Genomic DNA, 20,607 nt, shown 5'->3' on the forward strand with positions numbered 1-20,607 from the left:
CTTAATTATTTTCTAGATATATATAATAGCGAAAATAATATATTTGGTAAATATTAATTCGCCTAATTTAAAGAATTAATTGGTCTGATCTCATTATACTCCATATTATGGAGTGACTTGTTTTCTATACTATTGCAATCTTTTAGTCATAAAATTGTGTAACAATGAATTAACAAATTAATACGTCATTTTTAATAAAAGAATAGATTTCACTGAAAGTGCAAGATTTTATTGGTAATTTTATTCATTTTAATGTAATCTCTCACCATCCTATACAACAGTAGAGATGCGGTCATTATAAGTATTTTCCTGGAGTGGATAGCGTTGAAGGGAAAGGAAAGGAATGATTGCCGAAATCGAATAGGCGTCATCTTATTCGGTTGGTCACGTCTTCGAAAGGAACGTGACTGTCATAGTTTTTGTGTATTAACTATGGAGCGCTACGGTTCGGTCAGGTCATGCTTGTATCTTTTCTTGCCGTTGTCTCCATTATTTTATAAGGTATAACTTAATGGAACTAGTCGATTATTCTTCATCTGCTTATTCAATTATACCCGCATTACTCGCGATCATTTTAGCGATTGCAACACGTCGGGTTTTGGTGTCCCTAAGCGCAGGGATTATTGTTGGTGCGTTAATGTTGGTTGATTTCAACCCATTGAATGCGCTTATTTATTTAAAAGATAATGTTGTTGCTCTCGTTTATAGTAGCGAGGAAGGCATGAATTCAAATATGAATATCGTGTTCTTCTTAGTATTACTTGGGGTATTAACTTCGCTTTTAACCGTGTCAGGCAGCAACCGAGCTTTTGCTGAATGGGCTCAAAATAAAATTAAAGGTCGTCGTGGTGCGAAATTATTAGCAGCATCTTTAGTGTTTGTGACCTTTATTGATGATTACTTCCACAGTCTTGCTGTAGGCGCTATTGCTCGTCCAGTCACCGATCGTTTCAAAGTGTCTCGTGCAAAATTAGCGTACATTCTTGATTCTACTGCTGCACCAATGTGTGTCATGATGCCGGTATCAAGCTGGGGTGCATACATTATTACTCTTGTGGCTGGTCTATTGGCGACTTACTCTATTACCTCTTATACCCCTATGGGTGCATTTGTCGCCATGAGTTCAATGAACTACTATGCGATCTTTTCATTATTGATGGTATTCTTTGTCGCTTATTTTTCATTTGATATTGCATCAATGGCGCGTCATGAAAAATTAGCCATGGAGCGCGATTATAAAGAAGAAGTCATTGAAGGTGTGAAAGGTAAAGTTCGCAACTTAATTTTACCGATTTTAGTCTTAATTACCGTCACTGTTTTCATGATGATTCATACGGGGAGTGAAGCCTTAGCGGCAGATGGAAAACCATTTAGTATCTTAGGCGCATTTGAAAATACAACCGTCGGTATTTCGCTTGTAGTTGGGGGTTCAAGTGCGGTTGCAATGTCAACATTATTGATTATTCTTGAGCGTCAAGTTTCTTTACAAGAATACGGAAAAGCGTGGATTGCCGGTATTAAATCCATGTTAGGTGCAATTGCGATCCTATTTTTTGCGTGGACAATCAATAAAGTGGTGGGGGATGCGCAAACCGGTAAATACTTATCTTCTTTAGTGAGTGGTAGCATTCCTGTTCAATTTTTACCTGTTCTTTTATTTATACTTGGTGCGGCAATGGCGTTCTCAACAGGGACAAGCTGGGGGACATTTGGCATTATGTTACCAATCGCAGCAGCAATGGCGACCAACTCTGCTCCAGAGTTATTACTTCCTTGCTTATCTGCAGTAATGGCTGGCGCGGTATGTGGCGACCACTGTTCGCCTGTTTCTGATACGACTATTTTGTCATCAACTGGGGCAAAATGTAACCATATGGATCACGTCACCACACAATTACCTTATGCGGCAACTGTTGCGACAGCAAGTGCTGTGGGCTACATTGTGGTTGGCTTTACAGAATCAGGTTTAGCTGGATTTGTGACAACAGCGGTTGTTTTAGTAGCTTTAGTGTTTATCGTGAAAAAACGTTAAGCATAAACGTGAAAAAGAAAGGGCGTACTGTGTAGTACGCCCTTTTTGTATTTATTGTGAAAATTAGAGTAATGGACTAAACAAGAAAAATAACCGTTCGATAATTCGATGATAGAAAGGTCGATTGAGCCATTCTTGCATATTGAGTTCAGATGAATTCGCCAAATAATTTTCGTGGAGTGTTGCAACTTCATTAGCAAAATTACGATCTTCGACAGCAATAGTGATTTCAAAATTAAGTAAAAAGCTACGCAAATCCATATTTACAGTGCCAACAAGTGCAAGTTTATTGTCAATCAGTATACTTTTTGTATGCAGAAGTCCCGCTTCAAAATGATAAATTTTGACACCAGCCTCGAGTAAATCATCAAAGAACGTCCGACTTGCCCAACGAACCATCAAGGAATCATTGTTTTTAGGTAAAATAAGCGTGATGTCAACACATCGGAATGCGGCAATACGTAATGCTTCAGCAATATTGTGACTTGGCACAAAGTAAGGTGAAGTGATCACAATACTTTCTTTTGCCGCATAAATGACAGTCGCAAGAGATTGAGCAATTAAATCATCTGGGAATGCGGGGCCACTCGCAATAACTTGCACAGAATGGGTGTCGTTATCGTCAATTTCCACAAGTGGACAATTGGGCAATAAAAGAGGTAATTCTTCCGTAGTTTCAATTTCCCAATCCCAAGCATGTAAGCTGTTTAAAATCGGTGAAACAGGACCGTTGATTCGCACCATCACGTCTATCCAATTGCCTACGTTGCTGTCTTGTTTGAAGAAATTTGGGTCCACCATGTTCATACTGCCTGTATAGGCAATTTGATTATCAATGATGATGATTTTACGATGTTGACGTAAATCAATTCGGCTGAAGAACATCCGGAATAAATTTACATGTAGCGCTTCGGTAATTTCAATGCCTTTTTCTCGCATTTCTTTACAAACAAGGCTTTTCAAAAAAGCATTACTGCCAACGGAATCGAGTAAAAGACAAACTTTAACTCCACGTTGCACGGCTTCTTCTAAGGCTTGTTTCACTTCATTAATCATGCCATCATTGCTCCAAATATAGAACACCATATTAATGGAATGATGTGCTTGTTGAATATCACGAATGATACTTCGAATGATGCTTTCTGGCGTGTCGAGAATATGTAATTCATTACCTCGAATGTTCGGAATACCTAAGCGGTGGTGGACTAGTTTAAATAAAGCACGATAACGAGGATCCTGGGAATGTGTAACCAGATCTTTTTGTTCTGACAGTTGCTGAAGCCATTGGGTATATTTAGGTTTTAACAATTGAAAGGCTTTGGCTCGGCGCGTACCTAGTTTAATCTCACCAAAAATTAAATAAGCAATGACGCCAATCAGTGGCACAAGGTAGATAATCATCAGCCATGACAACGTAGCAGAAACCGCTTGTTTTTTGACGAGTAAACGCAAGGTGACAGAAATAACTGCTACCCAAATTAACACGGGAATAATATAAACCAGTATAATATGTTCAAAACTCATTAATCTTTGACCGCACTTATGAAATTAGACATTATTTATCAGACAGATGATTTTATCATTATTTATAAGCCTTGTGGGATAAGTGTGCATAAAGATCAGAGTGAAATTGGTTTAACCACTTTGCTTGCTGAGCAGTTTGGCATGCCACAAGTCTGGCTTGTACATCGGTTAGATAAAGTGACATCAGGTTTACTCATTTTAGCATTGAACGCCGAAAGTGCGGCTGAATTTTTCCGACTTTTTTCTGAACACCATATTCAAAAAACTTATCTCGCCCTTAGCAATCAGAAACCCAAAAAGAAGCAAGGATTGATTGTCGGGGATATGCAAAAGGCCAGAAACGGCGCCTGGAAACTTTGCCAATCGAAAGAAAATCCCGCGATTACGCGTTTTGAAAGTGTAAGTTGTGAGCCTAATTTACGATTATTTATCTTAAAGCCACAAACAGGCAAAACCCATCAATTGCGTGTAGCAATGAAAAGCTTAGGTAGCCCGATTTTAGGCGATGCGCTTTATGCTAAAAACACTGAAAATATTGACCGCACTTATTTACATGCTGCAAGATTGAAATTTGAATTTAAAGGTCAGGCATTTGATGTATTTACTCTTCCTAAAGAAGGGGAGTGGTGGCATCGTGAGAAGGTTCAATCTCAGATTCAAAAATTTGGCTCAGCAAGTGCTGAGTCAACGGAACAGGAAAAGTGCGGTTAAGATTTCAATTATTTTGTATAATAGCCACAAATTTTCACATTAGGAACAAAAATGAAATTTATCTCTTTTAATATTAATGGTTTACGTGCCCGCCCTCATCAACTCGAAGCAATTATTGAAAAATACCAACCGGATGTGATTGGTTTACAAGAAATTAAAGTGGCAGATGAAGATTTTCCTTATGCAATTACTGAAAATCTAGGCTATCACGTTTTTCACCATGGGCAAAAAGGGCATTACGGTGTCGCACTGTTAACCAAACAAGAACCCAAAGTGGTGCGTCGTGGTTTTCCAACAGATAATGAAGATGCGCAAAAACGCATTATTATGGCAGATTTAGAAACCCCGTTTGGTTTGTTAACGGTAATTAATGGCTATTTTCCACAAGGCGAAAGCCGTGCTCATGAAACTAAGTTTCCAGCAAAAGAAAAATTTTATGCGGATCTTCAACGCTATTTAGAACAAAATCACGATAAAACCAATCCAGTTTTAATTATGGGGGATATGAATATTAGTCCAAGCGATTTAGATATTGGCATTGGCGATGAAAACCGCAAACGTTGGTTGCGTACTGGCAAATGTTCATTCTTACCGGAAGAGCGTGAATGGTATCAACGCTTATACGATTATGGATTGGAAGATACGTTCCGTAAATTAAACCCAACAGTCAATAACAAGTTCTCGTGGTTTGATTATCGATCAAAAGGTTTCGATGATAACCGTGGATTACGTATCGATCATATTTTAGTGAATCATCAATTAGCAGAGCGTTGCGTGGACGTCGGCATTGCATTGGATATTCGTGCGATGGAAAAACCGTCCGATCACGCACCAATCTGGGCAGAGTTTAAATAGGAAAGCAACATGGATATGGCAAATTGGCAGAATTACCGTTCCCAAGTGAATGGTATGCCTGCCGTGTTTACCGCAAATATTGAAGATTTAGATGTTTATCATGGTAAACATCTTAGTAAAGTTGTGCAATTTACTGTGCCTTATCAGGGAGATGAGGACGGTTTGCCGAATGAAGACGAATATGAAAAATTGATTAATCGTCTTTTTAAAATCCTTGCACAATTGACCGCACTTCCAAATGTTTTTTTTGCTGGGCACTTTATTTGCAACCATCAGGCAAAAATGCATTTCTATTGTGAACATGATGCTTTGCTTAAAGAAACCCTTCAGCAGCTTGATTTTGTTTCTGAGATTAATGTACAGGATGATCCCAATTGGGACACTTATTTCGATTTCTTATTGGCTTCACCATTGGAAATGAAATTAAATGCGACAGAAGAGATTTTGAGCATGCTGAATAGCAAAGGGCGTAATTTAAGTGACACTTATTTAATTGAGCATACTTTCCATTTTGATGAAGAAGAAAAAATGTTCCCCTTTATGGATGAACTAACACTTGGAAAAGTGTCGTTCAATACGTTGAAATATTCTAGCCAAGCCATTCAAACAGAAGAAGATGAAGCGCCTTACTTTATGGTGAAATTGGAGCAAGAGCTTTCGTTAGACAGTAATGAGATCTTCGAGTGGGTAGATCGCTTTGAAAAATTAGCCATGGAGTTTTCTGGCGACTATATTGGCTGGGAATGCGATAATTTAATGGATGACCGGTCATCATTAAATTAGTCTGATAACTCAGCAAATCAGTATAGATTAGATAAAAATAAAGCCCATCAACACGATGGGCTTAAATTCTTTTGGCTACAAATTTAGGATTCGTAAAAGGAGACAAACGAAAGCTAAACCAAAAGAGAAATTTGGCTCCTCCTGCGGGACTCGAACCTGCGACATATGGATTAACAGTCCACCGTTCTACCGACTGAACTAAGGAGGAATAAATTTGGTATCACAAAGAATAGGCGCGCATTTTAATGAGCGACCTGTCGCTTGTCAATACTCAAAATGAAAAAAATTGCAAAAAAATTTACCGTTTTTGCTATCCACAAAGCCTGTGGATAACTTTGTGGATTGTTTTTGTTTAAAATGGTCAACCACTGGTGCAGACTGGCTTTGTCTCAAATTGTTCATCTATTAGCCATTCGTTGATATTTATTTAAATATCAATATGTTATATAAAGTCCAGCAAAAAAAATAAAATATTTTTCAATTTTGAAGTGTTTAAGACTTGACACGCCTAAGTGTGTGTAAAACTTGGATTTTTATCGCTCAATTTGGAGTAATAAATGTGCTAAAATAGTCACACTTCTAAAACAGTAAAAAAATTGACCGCACTTATGGCAGAGAAAATTAATACTAAGCCTTTTATCCTTCACTCCGATTTTAAACCTTCCGGTGATCAACCCCAAGCAATCGAAAAATTAGTCGAAAATTTAGAGGATGGTTTGGCGCATCAAACCCTTCTCGGGGTAACGGGATCGGGTAAAACCTTTACCATTGCGAATGTCATTGCAACGTTAAATCGCCCTGCAATGTTACTTGCCCCAAATAAAACCCTTGCCGCTCAGCTTTATGCGGAAATGAAGGCGTTCTTTCCTGAAAACGCGGTGGAATATTTCGTTTCATACTATGATTATTATCAGCCAGAAGCTTATGTACCGAGTAGTGATACCTTTATCGAAAAAGATGCTTCTATTAATGATCAAATTGAACAGATGCGGCTTTCAGCTACCAAGTCGTTCTTAGAGCGTCGAGATACTATCGTAGTCGCATCTGTTTCGGCAATTTATGGTTTGGGTGATCCGGATAGCTATTTGCAAATGATGTTGCATTTACAACAAGGGGCAATTATCGATCAACGTCAGATTTTAGCGAAGTTGGCGGAATTACAATATACAAGAAACGATCAAGCTTTTCAGCGTGGTACATTCCGTGTGCGCGGTGAAGTGATTGATATTTTCCCTGCAGAATCAGACGATCGAGCGGTACGAATTGAATTATTTGATGATGAAATTGAACGTTTAAGTTTATTTGATCCTTTAACGGGTACTAGTTTCGGCGCTGTTCCACGTTTTACGGTGTATCCGAAAACCCACTATGTAACACCAAGAGAACGTATTTTAGATGCTATTGAAAAAATCAAAGCGGAGCTTGTGCAACGCCGTGAGTATTTCATCAAAGAGCATAAATTGTTGGAAGAGCAGCGTATTACCCAACGTACACAATTTGACATTGAGATGATGAACGAGCTCGGCTATTGCTCAGGCATCGAAAACTATTCACGCTATCTTTCTGGTCGAAATGAAGGCGAACCGCCTCCGACATTGTTTGATTATATGCCGTCTGATGCGATTTTGATTATTGATGAATCACACGTGACAGTACCGCAAATTGGTGGGATGTATCGTGGTGACCGTTCACGTAAAGAAACCTTGGTGGAATATGGTTTCCGTTTGCCTTCTGCATTGGATAACCGTCCATTACGCTTCGAAGAGTTCGAACGTCTAGCACCACAGACGATTTACGTTTCCGCAACACCAGGTCCTTATGAGTTGGAAAAATCAGGAAGTGAAATTGTCGATCAGGTGGTACGTCCAACGGGCTTACTTGATCCACAAATTGAAATTCGTCCAGTATCTATTCAAGTGGATGATTTACTGTCTGAAGCGCGTCAAAGAGCGGACAAAAATGAGCGTGTTTTAGTGACAACGCTGACGAAGAAAATGGCGGAAGATTTAACGGATTACTTAGATGAACATGGCATTCGTGTACGTTATTTGCATTCTGATATTGATACTGTTGAGCGTGTAGAGATTATTCGAGATTTACGTTTAGGCGAATTTGATGTATTGGTTGGTATCAACTTGTTACGTGAGGGCTTGGATATTCCAGAAGTTTCTCTTGTGGCGATTTTAGACGCGGATAAAGAAGGTTTCTTGCGTTCTGAACGTTCCTTAATCCAAACCATCGGTCGAGCTGCTCGAAACTTAAATGGTAAAGCAATTTTGTATGCTGATAGCATGACTAAATCTATGGAAAAAGCCATTACTGAGACGAATCGCCGTCGTGAAAAACAAATGAAATATAATGAAGAGCACGGTATTGTTCCACAGGCATTGAATAAGAAAGTCGGCGAGTTATTAGATATTGGTCAAGGTGCAAATCAAAAAGCCAAATCGAAACAGCGTGGAAAAACAGCTGCTGAACCGACCGCACTTTACAATGCGCCTAAATCAGCCAAAGAATTCCAACAACAAATTAAGAAATTGGAACAACAAATGTATAAATTTGCTCAAGATCTCGAATTTGAAAAAGCCGCCGCAGTACGCGATCAGCTTCATCAATTGAGAGAGCAGTTTATGATATCGGAATAAAGAAAAAGAGCGGTCAAATTGACCGCTCTTTTTATTTTATTGCACTAATAAGTAGAAGTTGTTTTTACCACGTAAGATATTGAGTGCAACAGCAGATGGTTTTTCATCTAGCGCTTTGCGTAAGTCTTGCGTGCTTTCAATTGGCTGACGGTTGATGCCGATGATGATATCACCCGATTTTAAACCACGTTGTGCCGCCATTGAATTTGGCTGTACTTTACTAATTTCTACACCTTTAACACCTTTTGCATCGTAGTTGTTTAAGGTTGCACCATCTAGTGCAGGAAGTTCTGTTTTACTTGCTGTTTGCGTACCATCGTCCGCTTGTAAGGTCACTTTTACGTTGTCAGTTTTGCCATCACGTAAGTAAGTGAGTTCAATTTCTTTACCTGCACCAGAGGTCGCAATCTTAGCTCGCATTTCGGCGAAGCTTGAGATTTTTTGACCATTCATTGCAGTGATCACATCACCCGCTTTCAAGCCAGCTTTTTCGGCAGCAGAATTTGGGATAACTTCACTCACAAATGCACCTTGTTGCGCACTGACATTAAAGGCTTTTGCTAAATCTGCATTTAATTCGCCACCTTTAATACCGAGTAAACCACGGCGTACTTCACCAAATTCTAAGATTTGTTGAACGAGATTATTGGCTTGGTTGCTTGGAATTGCAAAGGCAATCCCGGCGTTACCACCACTTGGAGAAATAATCGCGGTATTAATACCAATTAATTCACCTTGCAAGTTCAATAATGCGCCACCAGAGTTACCACGGTTTACCGCCGCATCCGTTTGGATATAGTTTTCATATGCACCGCTATCTGAACCAGTAGAACGACCAAGTGCTGAAACAATACCAGAAGTGACGGTTTGGCCTAAACCGAATGGGTTACCAATAGCAACGGTAAAATCACCAACACGTAATTTATCTGAATCAGCCATTTTGATCGCGGTGAGATTTGTTGGTTTTTCGATTTGCACTAAAGCGATATCAGATTGTTCATCTTTTCCAACAAGTTTGGCTTTGAATTCACGTCCGTCTTGTAATTTTACGGTAATTTTATCCGCACCATCTACCACGTGATTGTTAGTTAAAACATAGCCTTTATCTGCATTGATGATCACGCCAGAACCTAAACCTCGGAAGTTGCGTGATGCACCACGATCTCCACCAAATTGTTCGCCAAATTGATCACCAAAGAAAAATTTAAATTCTTCTGGAATATCATCAGGTGATGCTGAGCGGCTGTTTGCTTTTGCTTTGCCTTCAACAGAAAGGGTCACAACTGCTGCTTGTGCTTTTTCTAACATTGGCGCAAGGCTACCTTGTTCGACAATCTCATTGGGAATAGCCGCTTGAGCGGATAAAGAGGTTGCAAACACGCTTAAACCTAATGCTATACCGGTTAATACAAAATTTCTTTTCTTCATAGAGTTCTCCAAGTAAAAATAAATGATTGAATAAGTGTTCAATCAGACAAAAAAATGAGGGGGATGTTCAGTAAAAACAAGGGCATTGAAAAAATATTTTTAAAAAGTGCGATAGATGTTGAAATTGTTTTTTTTTTGCCCGCATTTATCTAAACCTCTTTGTTAATTTGAAGGATAAAAGAATCATTCTGTTTTAATAGGGCTGGTACAACCTATTTTTACGTCAAAAACCTTGCCAGCCAAGGCGGAAATATAGTTTAATAACGCCCTATTTTACTGCTTAGGTAGTATAAATTTTACGCAATCACATAATAATTGTGTAAGAATTCAAATGAACTAGTTTACTAGTACAAAAAATAGGTGTAGAGTAACGCCATTAGATTTAAGCACAACATTTAAGATTTAGAGAGTGACATATGGCGACGAAGAAAGAAGAAATCGAAGTAAAAGTTGCAAATGATGATACCCGAATTGAAAAAGTCGATCAGGTATTACCTCCAATTGCCTTATTAGAAAAATTTCCTGCAAGTCAAGAAGCGGCTGATTTAGTTCATAAAACCCGCTTGCACGCACACAATATTATTCATGGAAAAGATGACCGTTTACTTGTAGTAATTGGTCCTTGTTCTATTCATGATCCTAAAGCCGCATTAGATTACGCAAAACGTTTAAAAGTATTACGTGATAAATATAAAGATACACTTGAAGTAGTGATGCGCGTTTACTTTGAAAAACCGCGTACAACAGTGGGGTGGAAAGGCCTAATTAACGATCCTTATTTAAATGATACATATCGTTTAAATGATGGTTTGCGTATTGCACGTAAATTATTATCAGATATTAACAACTTAGGCGTACCATCAGCGGGTGAGTTCTTAGATATGATCACACCACAATATGTAGCGGATTTCATGAGCTGGGGCGCAATTGGTGCGAGAACAACTGAATCTCAAGTTCATCGTGAATTAGCGTCAGGCTTATCTTGTGCGGTAGGCTTTAAAAATGGCACAAACGGTGGCGTAAAAGTCGCCTTAGATGCAATGGGAGCGGCAGAAGCTTCGCATTACTTCTTATCTGTGACAAAATTTGGTCATTCGGCTATTGTTTCAACAAAAGGAAATGAAGACTGCCACATCATTTTACGTGGTGGGGATAAAGGCCCTAACTATAAAGCAGAAGATGTTGCAAAAGTTTGTGCAGAGATCGAAAAATCAGGTCGTATTCCACATGTAATGGTTGATTTCAGCCATGCAAATAGTAGCAAACAATTCAAAAAACAAATGGACGTTTGTGAAGATGTTTGCCAGCAAATCGCAGGTGGTTCAAAACAGATCTTTGGTGTCATGGTAGAAAGTCATATCGTTGAAGGTCGTCAAGATTTAGTCGATGGTAAAGCACAGACTTATGGACAAAGTATCACTGATGCTTGTATCGGTTGGGAAGATACAGAAATCGTGTTAAAACAGTTATCTGATGCTGTATTAGCACGTCGTCAAGTGAATGGCTAATCAGTTTAATTTTCAGATGATTAAAAGTGCGGTTGATTTGACCGCACTTTTTTTATGCGCTTTGAAAAAGAGGACGAAAAGGGGTATGCTAGCTCTAATGGAATAAGAAAGGAGATGTATGATGCAGGATATGATAAATGGCTTATTAATTGTCTTAATACCGATGGTGTTAGGTTATTTATTAAAGGTCAATAATAAATCCTATATTGCAAAAATAAATCATATCGTGATGTTTTTGCTTTACATTATTCTTTTCTTAATGGGGTATTTACTTGGCCAGTTAGATGATTTAGAGCATAAACTGCCGATTATTGGCACAACTGCAGTGACGCTATCTGCGATCATTTTGGGATCCAATATGATTGGCTTGATGCTTTATGACCGCTTTAACCCCGCTGAGCCACTTAAATCACAAGGTAAAATTGATTCTCGCTGGCACTCCTTAATTGACTCGCTCAAACTTTCCGGCACGGTAGTGATCGGCACCCTTTGTGGTTTCTTATTCAAATCCTATCTCATGTTGCCTACTGGAATTAATCTGTATGTATTGATCGTACTGATTTTCTTTGTGGGGATCCAACTAAGAAATAACGGTATTTCCTTAAAAGAGGCCCTTTTCAATAAACGAGGTTTCCAAACAGGGATGGTGTTTACGTTTACTTCATTACTAGGCGGTATCATTGCTGCTTTCGTTTTGGCGATGCCAATTACACAAGGGCTGGCGTTTGCCTCTGGAATGGGGTGGTATTCGTTATCCAGTGTGGTATTGACCAATGCATGGGGACCAGTGCAGGGCAGTATTGCCTTTTTTAATGACTTATCCCGTGAAATTGTCAGTTTATTTGTGATCCCATTATTTATGCGTCATTTCCGTTCGACGGCAATTGGGATTACGGGGGCGACAGCAATAGATTGCACCTTGCCAATTATTCAAAAAGCAGGAGGTATTGAAGTCACGCCAATTGCAATTTCATTCGGTTTTGTTACGAATATTCTGCCACCATTGTTATTGGTTTTCTTTTCTAGTATTCCGCTATAAAAAGATAAAAAAATAAATACAAAAACAAAAGAGTTAATCGTTATTTTTCGATTAACTCTTTTTCTTATATTTTAATATTAGGGAGTATCAGTTTTTATGCATGGCAATAACAGCCTGCCCTAAACTGAGTCCACCATCACCCATCGGTAGTTTATGCGCACTTAGTACATGGAATTCGCTCAAATTTTCTTTTAATAAGCGACGTAGCAGTTGGTTATGCATCACACCGCCGGATAATACGATGGTACTGCATTGGTGTTGGCGTGCTTGGTTTGCAGCAAGTTCAGCAAAACCTTGGGCAAGAGCATAATGAAAGGCAAAGGCTTTATCTTCAACAGAAGCATGATAATTCAACCAACTTTGCCAAAAGTAAGCCAAATCCAGTTTATTGCCGATAAGCGACATTTTTACTGGAATATTGGCCGCACTTTGTGCTTGGGTAGCCAAAGATGAGGTGTTTGCTAGCGCTTCGAGATGGCAAGCAGCTTCACCTTCCCAAGAAACAATGGTTGGTGCAATACCGAGATCATAAGCTACGGCATCAAATAAACGACCCGCAGATGATATAGGTGGACAATTGAGTCCGCGCTCAATGGCATTGACTAATATTTGCCAATTCGGTTCAGTGCAAGTTTTTGTGAGAATTTCTTGCCATTGTGGCACAAATTGATGCAGGTGAGCCAGCCAGTTGCGCCAAGGTTGTTTGGCAGCAAGATCGCCGCCTGGTAGAGCAACAGCAGGCAGACCACCTAAATATTGACTATGCTGATAATCAACGAGTAGGCATTCGCCCCCCCAAAGTTGTCCATTTTCGCCCATGCCGATACCGTCTAGAGCAAGACCAATTACAGGTTCATTACAATTCTGTTCAGCCATTACGCTGACAATATGAGCATGATGATGTAATACTTCTATTAGTGTGATTTGTTGCTGTTCGGCAAGTTTTTTACCAATCGAAGATGAAAAATAGCCAGGGTGAGCATCGACAGCGATAATGTCTGGTTTAAATTGATAAATATTTTGAAATAATTCAAGATTTTCACTTAATTGTGACCGCACTTGCTCATTTGCTGTATCGCCAATATGTTGGCTTAGTACGGCTTTATTGTGACGTAGTAAGCAGAATGTATTTTTCAGATCAGAACCTAACGCCAACACATTTTTTGTGCTTTGTGTTTCAAGTGGTATTTCATCGGGCACGTAGCCACGAGCACGACGTAGCGTTTCTAATCCATCAAAGGCAACACGAACAAGGCTATCATCGGCACGTTGTAAAATATCGCGATTGTGACAAAGATAAACATCAGCTAAGTCAGCTAATTGTTCTACAGCATGTTCATTTTTCAGTACGGGAGGTTGCCCGCTTGCGTTAGCAGAGGTCATGACTAGCGGACGATTAACTGTGCGTAACAACAAATGCTGCAGTGGGTTACTTGGAAGCATGACGCCGATTTCTTGCAAGTGAGGTGCGATGTTATCAGCAATATTGGGTACTTTATGTTTTGCTAGTAGTACAATCGGTGCAGCACTGCTTGTCAGCAATTCTGTTTCTTGAGGCGCTAAATCCTGTAAAAACTGCAAGTCAGGCACCATGATGGCTAATGGTTTTGTTGGACGATGTTTCCGTTGACGTAATAAATCAACAGTTTTTTGGTTATTCGCATCACAGGCTAGATGAAAACCACCTAAGCCTTTAACTGCAATGATATGACCTTGTTGCAATAAAAGTGCGGTCTGTTTTAGTGCCATTTCATGAGTGGCGAGTGTTTGTTCTCTATTTTGCAACCAGATATGGGGACCACAGACCGAACAAGCGTTAGGTTGAGCATGAAAACGACGATCAGCGGGATCTTTATATTCTTTTTCACATTGTGGACAAAGCGGAAAAACTGACATCGCTGTGTTTTTTCGGTCGTAAGGAATTGCCTTAATGATGGTGAAACGCGGGCCACAATGGGTACAATTGGTAAAGGGGTAGTGATAACGTCGATTGTTGGGATCGAATAAGTCGGCTAAACAATGTGGACAGGTCGCTGCATCGGGAATAATTTGCGTGTCCATTTGATTGTTTTCGCTTTCTCGGATAGTAAAGCCTGTTATTGCAGTTGCTTCTGGCCAATCAATGGCACGCTGAGTAATATCAGTAATTTGCGCTAGCGGTGGGAGTTTATTTTGTAAGTCGGATAAAAATTGCTCGAGTGTATCTGCTGGTGGAGAAGCAAAACGAATTAATACGCCTTGTCCATCATTATTGACATCGCCATTTAATCCATATTGATTTGCCAGAAGCCAAACAAAAGGGCGAAATCCCACGCCCTGAACTTTTCCTTTTATGCGTAATTCGATCCCTTGCATGACGCAATCCTGTTTATTTTTGATTGAGGCCAAGAAAATCGCCGACTTCGTGTTCTAGCTGGCTCATCGCAATTAAGGCTTCTTGCGTCTGTTTTGCTTCTTCTTCATCGATAATCGTCATGGCAAAACCCACATGCACGAGTACCCATTTACCGACGAGAGGTTTTGGGTCATCCTGACAAATTAATGAAATATTAACCTCTCTTTTAACTCCGCACACATCGACTACAGCAAGCTGTAATGCGCTGTCAGCTACTTGAATGATCTGTCCCGGAATACCTAAACACATAATCTGTCCTTAGTTAGAATGTTTATGAGATGAATTGTTTATTGTGAGGCAATAAACATATTGCGAAAAGGGAATTTTATCACGTAAGCATTTAAATTTGTATAGCGATATTTCAAATAGGACAATGTCTATTGTTGAAAATCCGTTCACATTTTTAACATAAAATTATTATGTTTCACTGTTATTTAACAGGGGCATCTCAGTAATAGAAAAACAATGGAAATCTTTTGATCTTAATCACAAATTTTTGAATTACTTCTTGAGCTTTACTTTTCGACGGGAGTATCCTTACTTCTAGAGTGGTTATTGTAGAAACGTTATTTACATACAAGGAGGGGAATGTATGAATCGTTTTGTAATCGGTGATCCGAAGGATTGCATTGGATGCAACACCTGTATGGCCGCTTGTAGCGAAGTGCATAAAGCTTTCGGATTACAATCTTTTCCACGCTTACAAGTCATGCGTAATGACGATGTAACCGTGCCAATTCTCTGTCGTCATTGTGATGATTCACCATGTGCTACCGTGTGTCCTGTACACGCCATTACACATATTGATGACACCATTCAACTTAACGAAAGTCTCTGTATCGGTTGTAAACTTTGTGGTATTGCTTGCCCATTCGGTGCAATTACCCAACATGGTTCAGCACCGATTGACGCACCAACCTATTATGAAGGATTTTCCTTCACTGATGCGGTAAAACGAGATATTCGTACTGCACCAGATAATACGGATTTACACAATATGTTGGCATGGCAACCTGGCGTAAAAGCCATTGCGGTGAAATGCGATCTTTGCTATTTCCGTGAAGATGGTCCGGCTTGTGTACAAACCTGTCCGACCAAAACGTTATTTATTATTAGTGATGAGAGTATCAAGCAGGCTAACGAAAGAAAACGTGAAATGGCAATGGTTTCTTCGCCTGCTATCCCAAGATAATTAGTGTGTTTAACTTGTAATCAATGGAGTGATATTATGAGTTTACCAATCAATTTACTCATCACGACCCTGTTGATTTATGTCGTAGGTGCGTTTATTTCGCTCGTAGTGAGACGAAACGAACAACTTTCAATCAATATATCCGGCGTGACCGGTGTACTTGCTGGAGTGTTAGGTATTGTTGCCTGCATCCCCGTTCTGATCAGCAGCGACACAGTCGTTGATGTTTTCAAAACCCCATTTGAATTTGCCTCGTTCTCCATCCGTATTGACGGATTGGCAGCCTTTATGGTGTGTGTCATTTCTTTATTAGTGATTGTGACCGCACTTTATTCTTTCTCTTATGTAAAAGAATATAAAGGTAAAGGCGCAGGTTCCATGGGCTTCTTTATGAATTTATTTATCGCTTCCATGGTTGCGTTAGTTACCAGCGATAATGCGTTCTACTTCCTTGTATTCTTTGAAATGATGTCATTGGCATCTTATTTCTTAGTGCTTACCGAACAAGATGACAATGCCGTCAATGCAGGCTTGCTTTATTTCTTTATTGCGCATGCCGGTTCGGTATTAATTATGATCGCCTTCTTCATTTTCTACTGCTATGCCGGTAGTTTTGAATTTAGCGCATTCCGTCAAACCACTTTACCGGCACCGCTTGCCTTTACCGCCTTTATTTTGGCATTTTTAGGTTTTGGCGCCAAGGCAGGGATGATTCCATTACACAGCTGGTTACCGAAAGCTCACCCGGCTGCACCTTCTCATGCATCCGCAATGATGTCTGGTGTGATGGTAAAAATTGGTATTTTCGGGATCATTAAAGTGGGTGTCGATCTTCTCGGCTCTACCAATGTTTGGTATGGCGTTATCGTGCTTGGTTTCGGTGCGGTATCTTCCGTACTCGGCGTACTTTATGCCTTGGCAGAACATGACATCAAAAAACTCTTGGCTTATCACACAGTAGAAAATATCGGCATCATTATGATGGGTGTTGGCGTTGGTATGATTGGTATCGCGACACATCATCCTGTATTGGCTACCGTAGGCTTACTTGGTGGGTTATACCACTTACTTAACCATGCCGTGTTCAAAGGCTTGTTATTCTTAGGTGCAGGTTCAGTAATGTATCGCTTGCATACTAAAGACATGGACTTAATGGGCGGCTTAGGCAAACTTATGCCTTACACTGCATTCTGTTTCTTAATCGGTACCATGGCGATTTCTGCATTGCCACCGTTTAATGGTTTTGTCAGTGAATGGTTTACTTATCAATCCTTATTCACCTTAAGCCAAAGTGATGATTTCGTCTTAAAACTTGCTGGTCCTATCGCCATCATTATGTTGGCATTGACGGGTGCGTTAGCAGCACTTTGTTTCGTGAAAGTATACGGTATCAGCTTTGGTGGTGCACCACGTAGTGAAAAAGCAGCTAATGCACGTGAAGTGCCAAAACCAATGGTCATTGCGATGGCTGTGTTGGCGTTATGTTGTGTGTTGTTAGGTGTGGGCGCATCAGTGGTAACCCCAATAATAGCAAAAATTTCGACCGCACTTGCTCATAGCGAACCACTCATGTTGGCTCAAAATGGAGTAGTGGTTGCACAAGCTGAACCGCATACAGCACTTTCAACACCGATGGTGACTATCATGTTATTGGCATTTTTCTTCTTGCCATTTAGTTTTTATGCGTTCACCAAAAATCAACGTTTATCCGATCGTGCAAAAGGCAATCCATGGGCTTGTGGTTATGCTTATGAACAAGATATGGCGGCTTCTGCGGGTAGTTTTACTCGTCCATTACGTACAATTTTCAAATCGCTTTATACCTTGCGCGAAGTGTTGGATCCTGCACCTTTAGGTGATAAAGGTATCCAAGCAGTAATTAAAGGCGCAACAAAAACAGAACCTTTCTGGGAAGAAAAAGTGACCATGCCGATCGCTCGTTTTATTCCTTGGTTAGGAACTAAAATTCAATGGTTGCAACAAGGTGACTTCCGTTTGTACTGCGTGTACTTCGTGATTGCCTTGGTGGCAATACTACTTTCCATTGCGTTGATGTAGGAGGTTGAAGATGATTACGTTACCTTCAGAAATTGCAACATCTGCCGGAATGTTTGTTTTTGCCATTGTGCAAGCCTTGATTTTACTTGCTCTTGCACCGTTATTTTCCGGTATTTCACGTATGATCCGTGCTCGCATTCAATCTCGTCGCGGTCCAGGCGTGTTACAAGATTATCGCGACATTGCGAAATTAATGAAACGTCAAAATATTTGGCCTGACAATGCGGGTTGGGTTTCTAAAGTGATGCCTTATGTGCTAATTAGCACTGTGATGGTAGTTGCCATGAGCTTACCTTTATTTACCCGTGTTGCACCGTTTGGCGCAGGCAGTGATTTAATCACCGTGATTTATTTATTCGCCTTGTTCCGTTTCTTCTTTTCAATTGCGGGTTTGGATTCAAACAGCACATTCTCAAGTTTAGGGGCAAGTCGTGAAGTGACATTGGGTGTTTTGGTAGAGCCAATTCTCATGTTGGCATTCCTTGTGATTGCTTTAATTGCCGGTTCAACCAATTTTGCGGTTATCGGTAATGCACTTTCCGAAAACACTTGGCAATATCCAATTGCGACAGTGATTGCTATCGCCGCAGCATTCTTCGCCGTATTTATTGAAATGGGTAAAATCCCATTCGATTTGGCGGAAGCGGAACAAGAATTACAAGAAGGTCCATTGACTGAATATTCTGGTCCAGCACTCGCCTTATTAAAAATCGGCTTAAGTTTAAAATCTATGGTTGTGGCATCTATCTTTGTGAGCGTGTTGCTTCCTTTCGGTATCCCGACAGAGATGAGCTTAAGTGCGGTCATTTTAGGCGGTGTTTTATTCTTCGTGAAATTATTAGTGGTGTTCGTATTGGCTTGTGTCTTTGAAAACACACTTTCTCGTACCCGCTTTATGTTAACAGGACGTTTAACCGTGGTCGGCTTCGGCATTTCTGTGTTGGCGTTTGTATTTTACTTCACTGGGTTGTAAGGAGGACAAATATGGAACGTTTAGCTCTGATTACAATCATTTTACCTTTCGTAGGGGCGTTTATTGTTGGTTTGAACAAAAAACACTTTGCTCAAATTGCCACTGTATTTGCAGCGCTTGCTACGTTAGGAACCATGTTAGTTGCTGGGCAATGGTTTGCTGATGGCCATCAAAGCGTCACTTATGACATTGTTGCTTTTGATAAAACCGCGATCTTTGGTGTTACTCTTGATGCAGTCAGTACATTAATTGCCTTTGCCGTTGTGGCCTTAGGTTTCTTAATCTGCTTATATTCTTGTGGTTACTTAACCGATAAAAACCGCGAACATCCACATAACGGGTTACCACGTTTTTATGCATTCTTGCTGATTTTTATCGGAGCCATGGCAGGCTTGGTGTATTCCTCAACTTTAGCAGGACAATTATTGTTCTTCGAAATTACTGGGGGATGTTCTTGGGCATTAATCAGTTATTACCAAACACCAAAAGCTCAAGCAGCCGCAATGAAAGCCTTGATTATCACCCACGTGGGAGCAATCGGGTTATATATTGCCGCAGCCTATTTATTCAGCCAATCAGGTACTTTCTCTATCACAGCATTAGAACATTTAGATCCGAGTGCGAAAACCATCGTGTTATTCGGTGTGATGTTTGCTGCGTGGGGTAAATCAGCGCAATTACCAATGCAAATTTGGTTGCCGAATGCGATGGAAGCACCAACACCGGTGAGTGCGTATTTGCACGCCGCATCAATGGTTAAAGTTGGGGTGTATATCTTCGCTCGTTCTGTTATGTCTGCTGGTGAGATTCCACATATTGTGGGTGAAGTCGGCATCATCATGGCGATGATTACCTTAATTTACGGCTTCTTAATGTACTTGCCACAAACTGACTTAAAACGTTTATTGGCGTATTCAACTATTACCCAACTGTCTTATATTTTCATTGGGATTTCTCTTGCTGCATTAGGTTCTAAATTGGCCTTTGTGGCAGCGATTAGCTACATCTTCAACCATGCTTTCGCGAAAAGCTTGTTCTTCTTGGTCGCTGGTTCATTAAGTTATGCGACTGGAACTCGTTCTATGCCATTACTACAAGGCATTATGCGTACAATGCCAGTGGTAGGGGCTGGATTTGGCGTAGCCGCGTTAGCGATTGCCGGGGTACCACCGTTTAACGGATTCTTCAGTAAATATCCATTATTTGCGGCCGGATTTGAATTAGGCCATGAATATGGCTGGATTACTTGGTTAATGGTGCTTGCTTTAGTTGAATCTACCGCGACATTCGTATGGTTGTTGTATAAATTCGGACAATGTGTCATCGGTAAACCGTCAGAAGCTGTTGCTGAAGCACAACCAATTACGCTTTCTATGAGTATTGTATTAGTGGTTCTCATGGTGATGTCTGTATGCTCTAGCTTCATTGCTGCATATTGGCTAGGTTTGGCGGGTTAGGTTAAGG

General features: G+C 40.2%; 15 protein-coding genes, 1 tRNA gene and 1 riboswitch. Of the genes, 11 read left to right on the forward strand and 5 right to left on the reverse strand.

Features of this window, described 5'->3' with window-relative positions:
- Nucleotides 1-273 precede the first annotated feature (273 nt).
- Nucleotides 274-451: riboswitch (Lysine riboswitch) on the forward strand.
- Nucleotides 452-511: 60 nt separating this feature from the next.
- Nucleotides 512-2,032: a Na+/H+ antiporter NhaC family protein gene (locus DPV85_RS07675; protein WP_111327617.1), complete on the forward strand. Its 1,521-nt coding sequence runs from the start codon at nucleotides 512-514 to the stop codon at nucleotides 2,030-2,032.
- Between the two features lie 63 nt (nucleotides 2,033-2,095).
- Here DPV85_RS07675 and cls read toward each other — a convergent pair whose 3' ends face one another.
- Complete coding sequence (cls, locus tag DPV85_RS07680) at nucleotides 2,096-3,556, reverse strand: cardiolipin synthase (protein WP_111327618.1); 1,461 nt, start codon at nucleotides 3,554-3,556, stop codon at nucleotides 2,096-2,098.
- A gap of 18 nt (nucleotides 3,557-3,574) precedes the next feature.
- Between cls and DPV85_RS07685 the strand changes: the two genes are divergently transcribed.
- The 3 genes from DPV85_RS07685 to DPV85_RS07695 are packed head-to-tail and all read left to right on the forward strand — an operon-like array spanning nucleotide 3,575 to nucleotide 5,905.
- Nucleotides 3,575-4,267 (forward strand): TIGR01621 family pseudouridine synthase, encoded by a 693-nt coding sequence (locus DPV85_RS07685; protein WP_111327619.1) that lies wholly within the window; start codon nucleotides 3,575-3,577, stop codon nucleotides 4,265-4,267.
- Nucleotides 4,268-4,318: 51 nt separating this feature from the next.
- Nucleotides 4,319-5,122, forward strand: a complete 804-nt coding sequence (gene xthA / locus DPV85_RS07690) for an exodeoxyribonuclease III (RefSeq protein ID WP_111327620.1) — start codon at nucleotides 4,319-4,321, stop codon at nucleotides 5,120-5,122.
- A gap of 9 nt (nucleotides 5,123-5,131) precedes the next feature.
- Nucleotides 5,132-5,905 carry a TIGR01619 family protein gene (locus DPV85_RS07695; RefSeq protein ID WP_111327621.1) on the forward strand — a complete coding sequence of 258 codons (774 nt, stop codon included), beginning with the start codon at nucleotides 5,132-5,134 and terminating at the stop codon, nucleotides 5,903-5,905.
- A 132-nt stretch (nucleotides 5,906-6,037) separates the two neighbouring features.
- Here the strand turns inward: DPV85_RS07695 and DPV85_RS07700 are convergent.
- Nucleotides 6,038-6,113: transfer RNA gene (locus DPV85_RS07700), tRNA-Asn, on the reverse strand.
- 400 nt (nucleotides 6,114-6,513) lie between these two features.
- Between DPV85_RS07700 and uvrB the strand changes: the two genes are divergently transcribed.
- Nucleotides 6,514-8,550 carry an excinuclease ABC subunit UvrB gene (uvrB, locus tag DPV85_RS07705; protein ID WP_111327622.1) on the forward strand — a complete coding sequence of 679 codons (2,037 nt, stop codon included), beginning with the start codon at nucleotides 6,514-6,516 and terminating at the stop codon, nucleotides 8,548-8,550.
- Nucleotides 8,551-8,586: 36 nt separating this feature from the next.
- Here the strand turns inward: uvrB and DPV85_RS07710 are convergent, their stop codons facing one another.
- On the reverse strand, nucleotides 8,587-9,978 hold the full coding sequence (locus DPV85_RS07710; protein ID WP_049385140.1) for a DegQ family serine endoprotease: 1,392 nt from the start codon (nucleotides 9,976-9,978) through the stop codon (nucleotides 8,587-8,589).
- 416 nt (nucleotides 9,979-10,394) lie between these two features.
- Between DPV85_RS07710 and aroG the strand changes: the two genes are divergently transcribed.
- Nucleotides 10,395-11,486: a 3-deoxy-7-phosphoheptulonate synthase AroG gene (gene aroG / locus DPV85_RS07715; protein ID WP_111327623.1), complete on the forward strand. Its 1,092-nt coding sequence runs from the start codon at nucleotides 10,395-10,397 to the stop codon at nucleotides 11,484-11,486.
- Nucleotides 11,487-11,607: 121 nt separating this feature from the next.
- On the forward strand, nucleotides 11,608-12,525 hold the full coding sequence (locus DPV85_RS07720; protein ID WP_176747776.1) for a LysO family transporter: 918 nt from the start codon (nucleotides 11,608-11,610) through the stop codon (nucleotides 12,523-12,525).
- An 87-nt stretch (nucleotides 12,526-12,612) separates the two neighbouring features.
- On the opposite strand, the gene hypF is transcribed toward DPV85_RS07720, so the two are convergent.
- Nucleotides 12,613-14,880: a carbamoyltransferase HypF gene (hypF, locus tag DPV85_RS07725; RefSeq protein WP_111327624.1), complete on the reverse strand. Its 2,268-nt coding sequence runs from the start codon at nucleotides 14,878-14,880 to the stop codon at nucleotides 12,613-12,615.
- A gap of 13 nt (nucleotides 14,881-14,893) precedes the next feature.
- Nucleotides 14,894-15,169 (reverse strand): hydrogenase maturation factor HybG, encoded by a 276-nt coding sequence (gene hybG, locus DPV85_RS07730; RefSeq protein ID WP_005696275.1) that lies wholly within the window; start codon nucleotides 15,167-15,169, stop codon nucleotides 14,894-14,896.
- Between the two features lie 343 nt (nucleotides 15,170-15,512).
- On the opposite strand from hybG, the gene DPV85_RS07735 reads away from it, so the two are divergent.
- From DPV85_RS07735 to DPV85_RS07750, 4 genes are read left to right on the forward strand one after another with little or no spacing between them, the layout of a single operon-like run.
- Nucleotides 15,513-16,112 carry a 4Fe-4S dicluster domain-containing protein gene (locus tag DPV85_RS07735; RefSeq protein ID WP_049357467.1) on the forward strand — a complete coding sequence of 200 codons (600 nt, stop codon included), beginning with the start codon at nucleotides 15,513-15,515 and terminating at the stop codon, nucleotides 16,110-16,112.
- 36 nt (nucleotides 16,113-16,148) lie between these two features.
- Nucleotides 16,149-18,170 (forward strand): hydrogenase 4 subunit B, encoded by a 2,022-nt coding sequence (hyfB, locus tag DPV85_RS07740; RefSeq protein ID WP_111327625.1) that lies wholly within the window; start codon nucleotides 16,149-16,151, stop codon nucleotides 18,168-18,170.
- Nucleotides 18,171-18,180: 10 nt separating this feature from the next.
- The gene (locus tag DPV85_RS07745) at nucleotides 18,181-19,143 is read left to right on the forward strand and encodes a respiratory chain complex I subunit 1 family protein (RefSeq protein ID WP_111327626.1); all 963 of its coding nucleotides are present in this window, start codon (nucleotides 18,181-18,183) and stop codon (nucleotides 19,141-19,143) included.
- Nucleotides 19,144-19,154: 11 nt separating this feature from the next.
- Entirely contained in the window at nucleotides 19,155-20,600 is a 1,446-nt protein-coding gene (locus tag DPV85_RS07750; RefSeq protein ID WP_111327627.1) for a hydrogenase 4 subunit D, read from the forward strand.
- The last annotated feature ends 7 nt before the right edge of the window (nucleotides 20,601-20,607 follow it).

It is taken from the genome of Haemophilus parainfluenzae, from assembly GCF_003252725.1.
In the GTDB taxonomy this organism is placed as follows: domain Bacteria; phylum Pseudomonadota; class Gammaproteobacteria; order Enterobacterales; family Pasteurellaceae; genus Haemophilus_D; species Haemophilus_D parainfluenzae_L.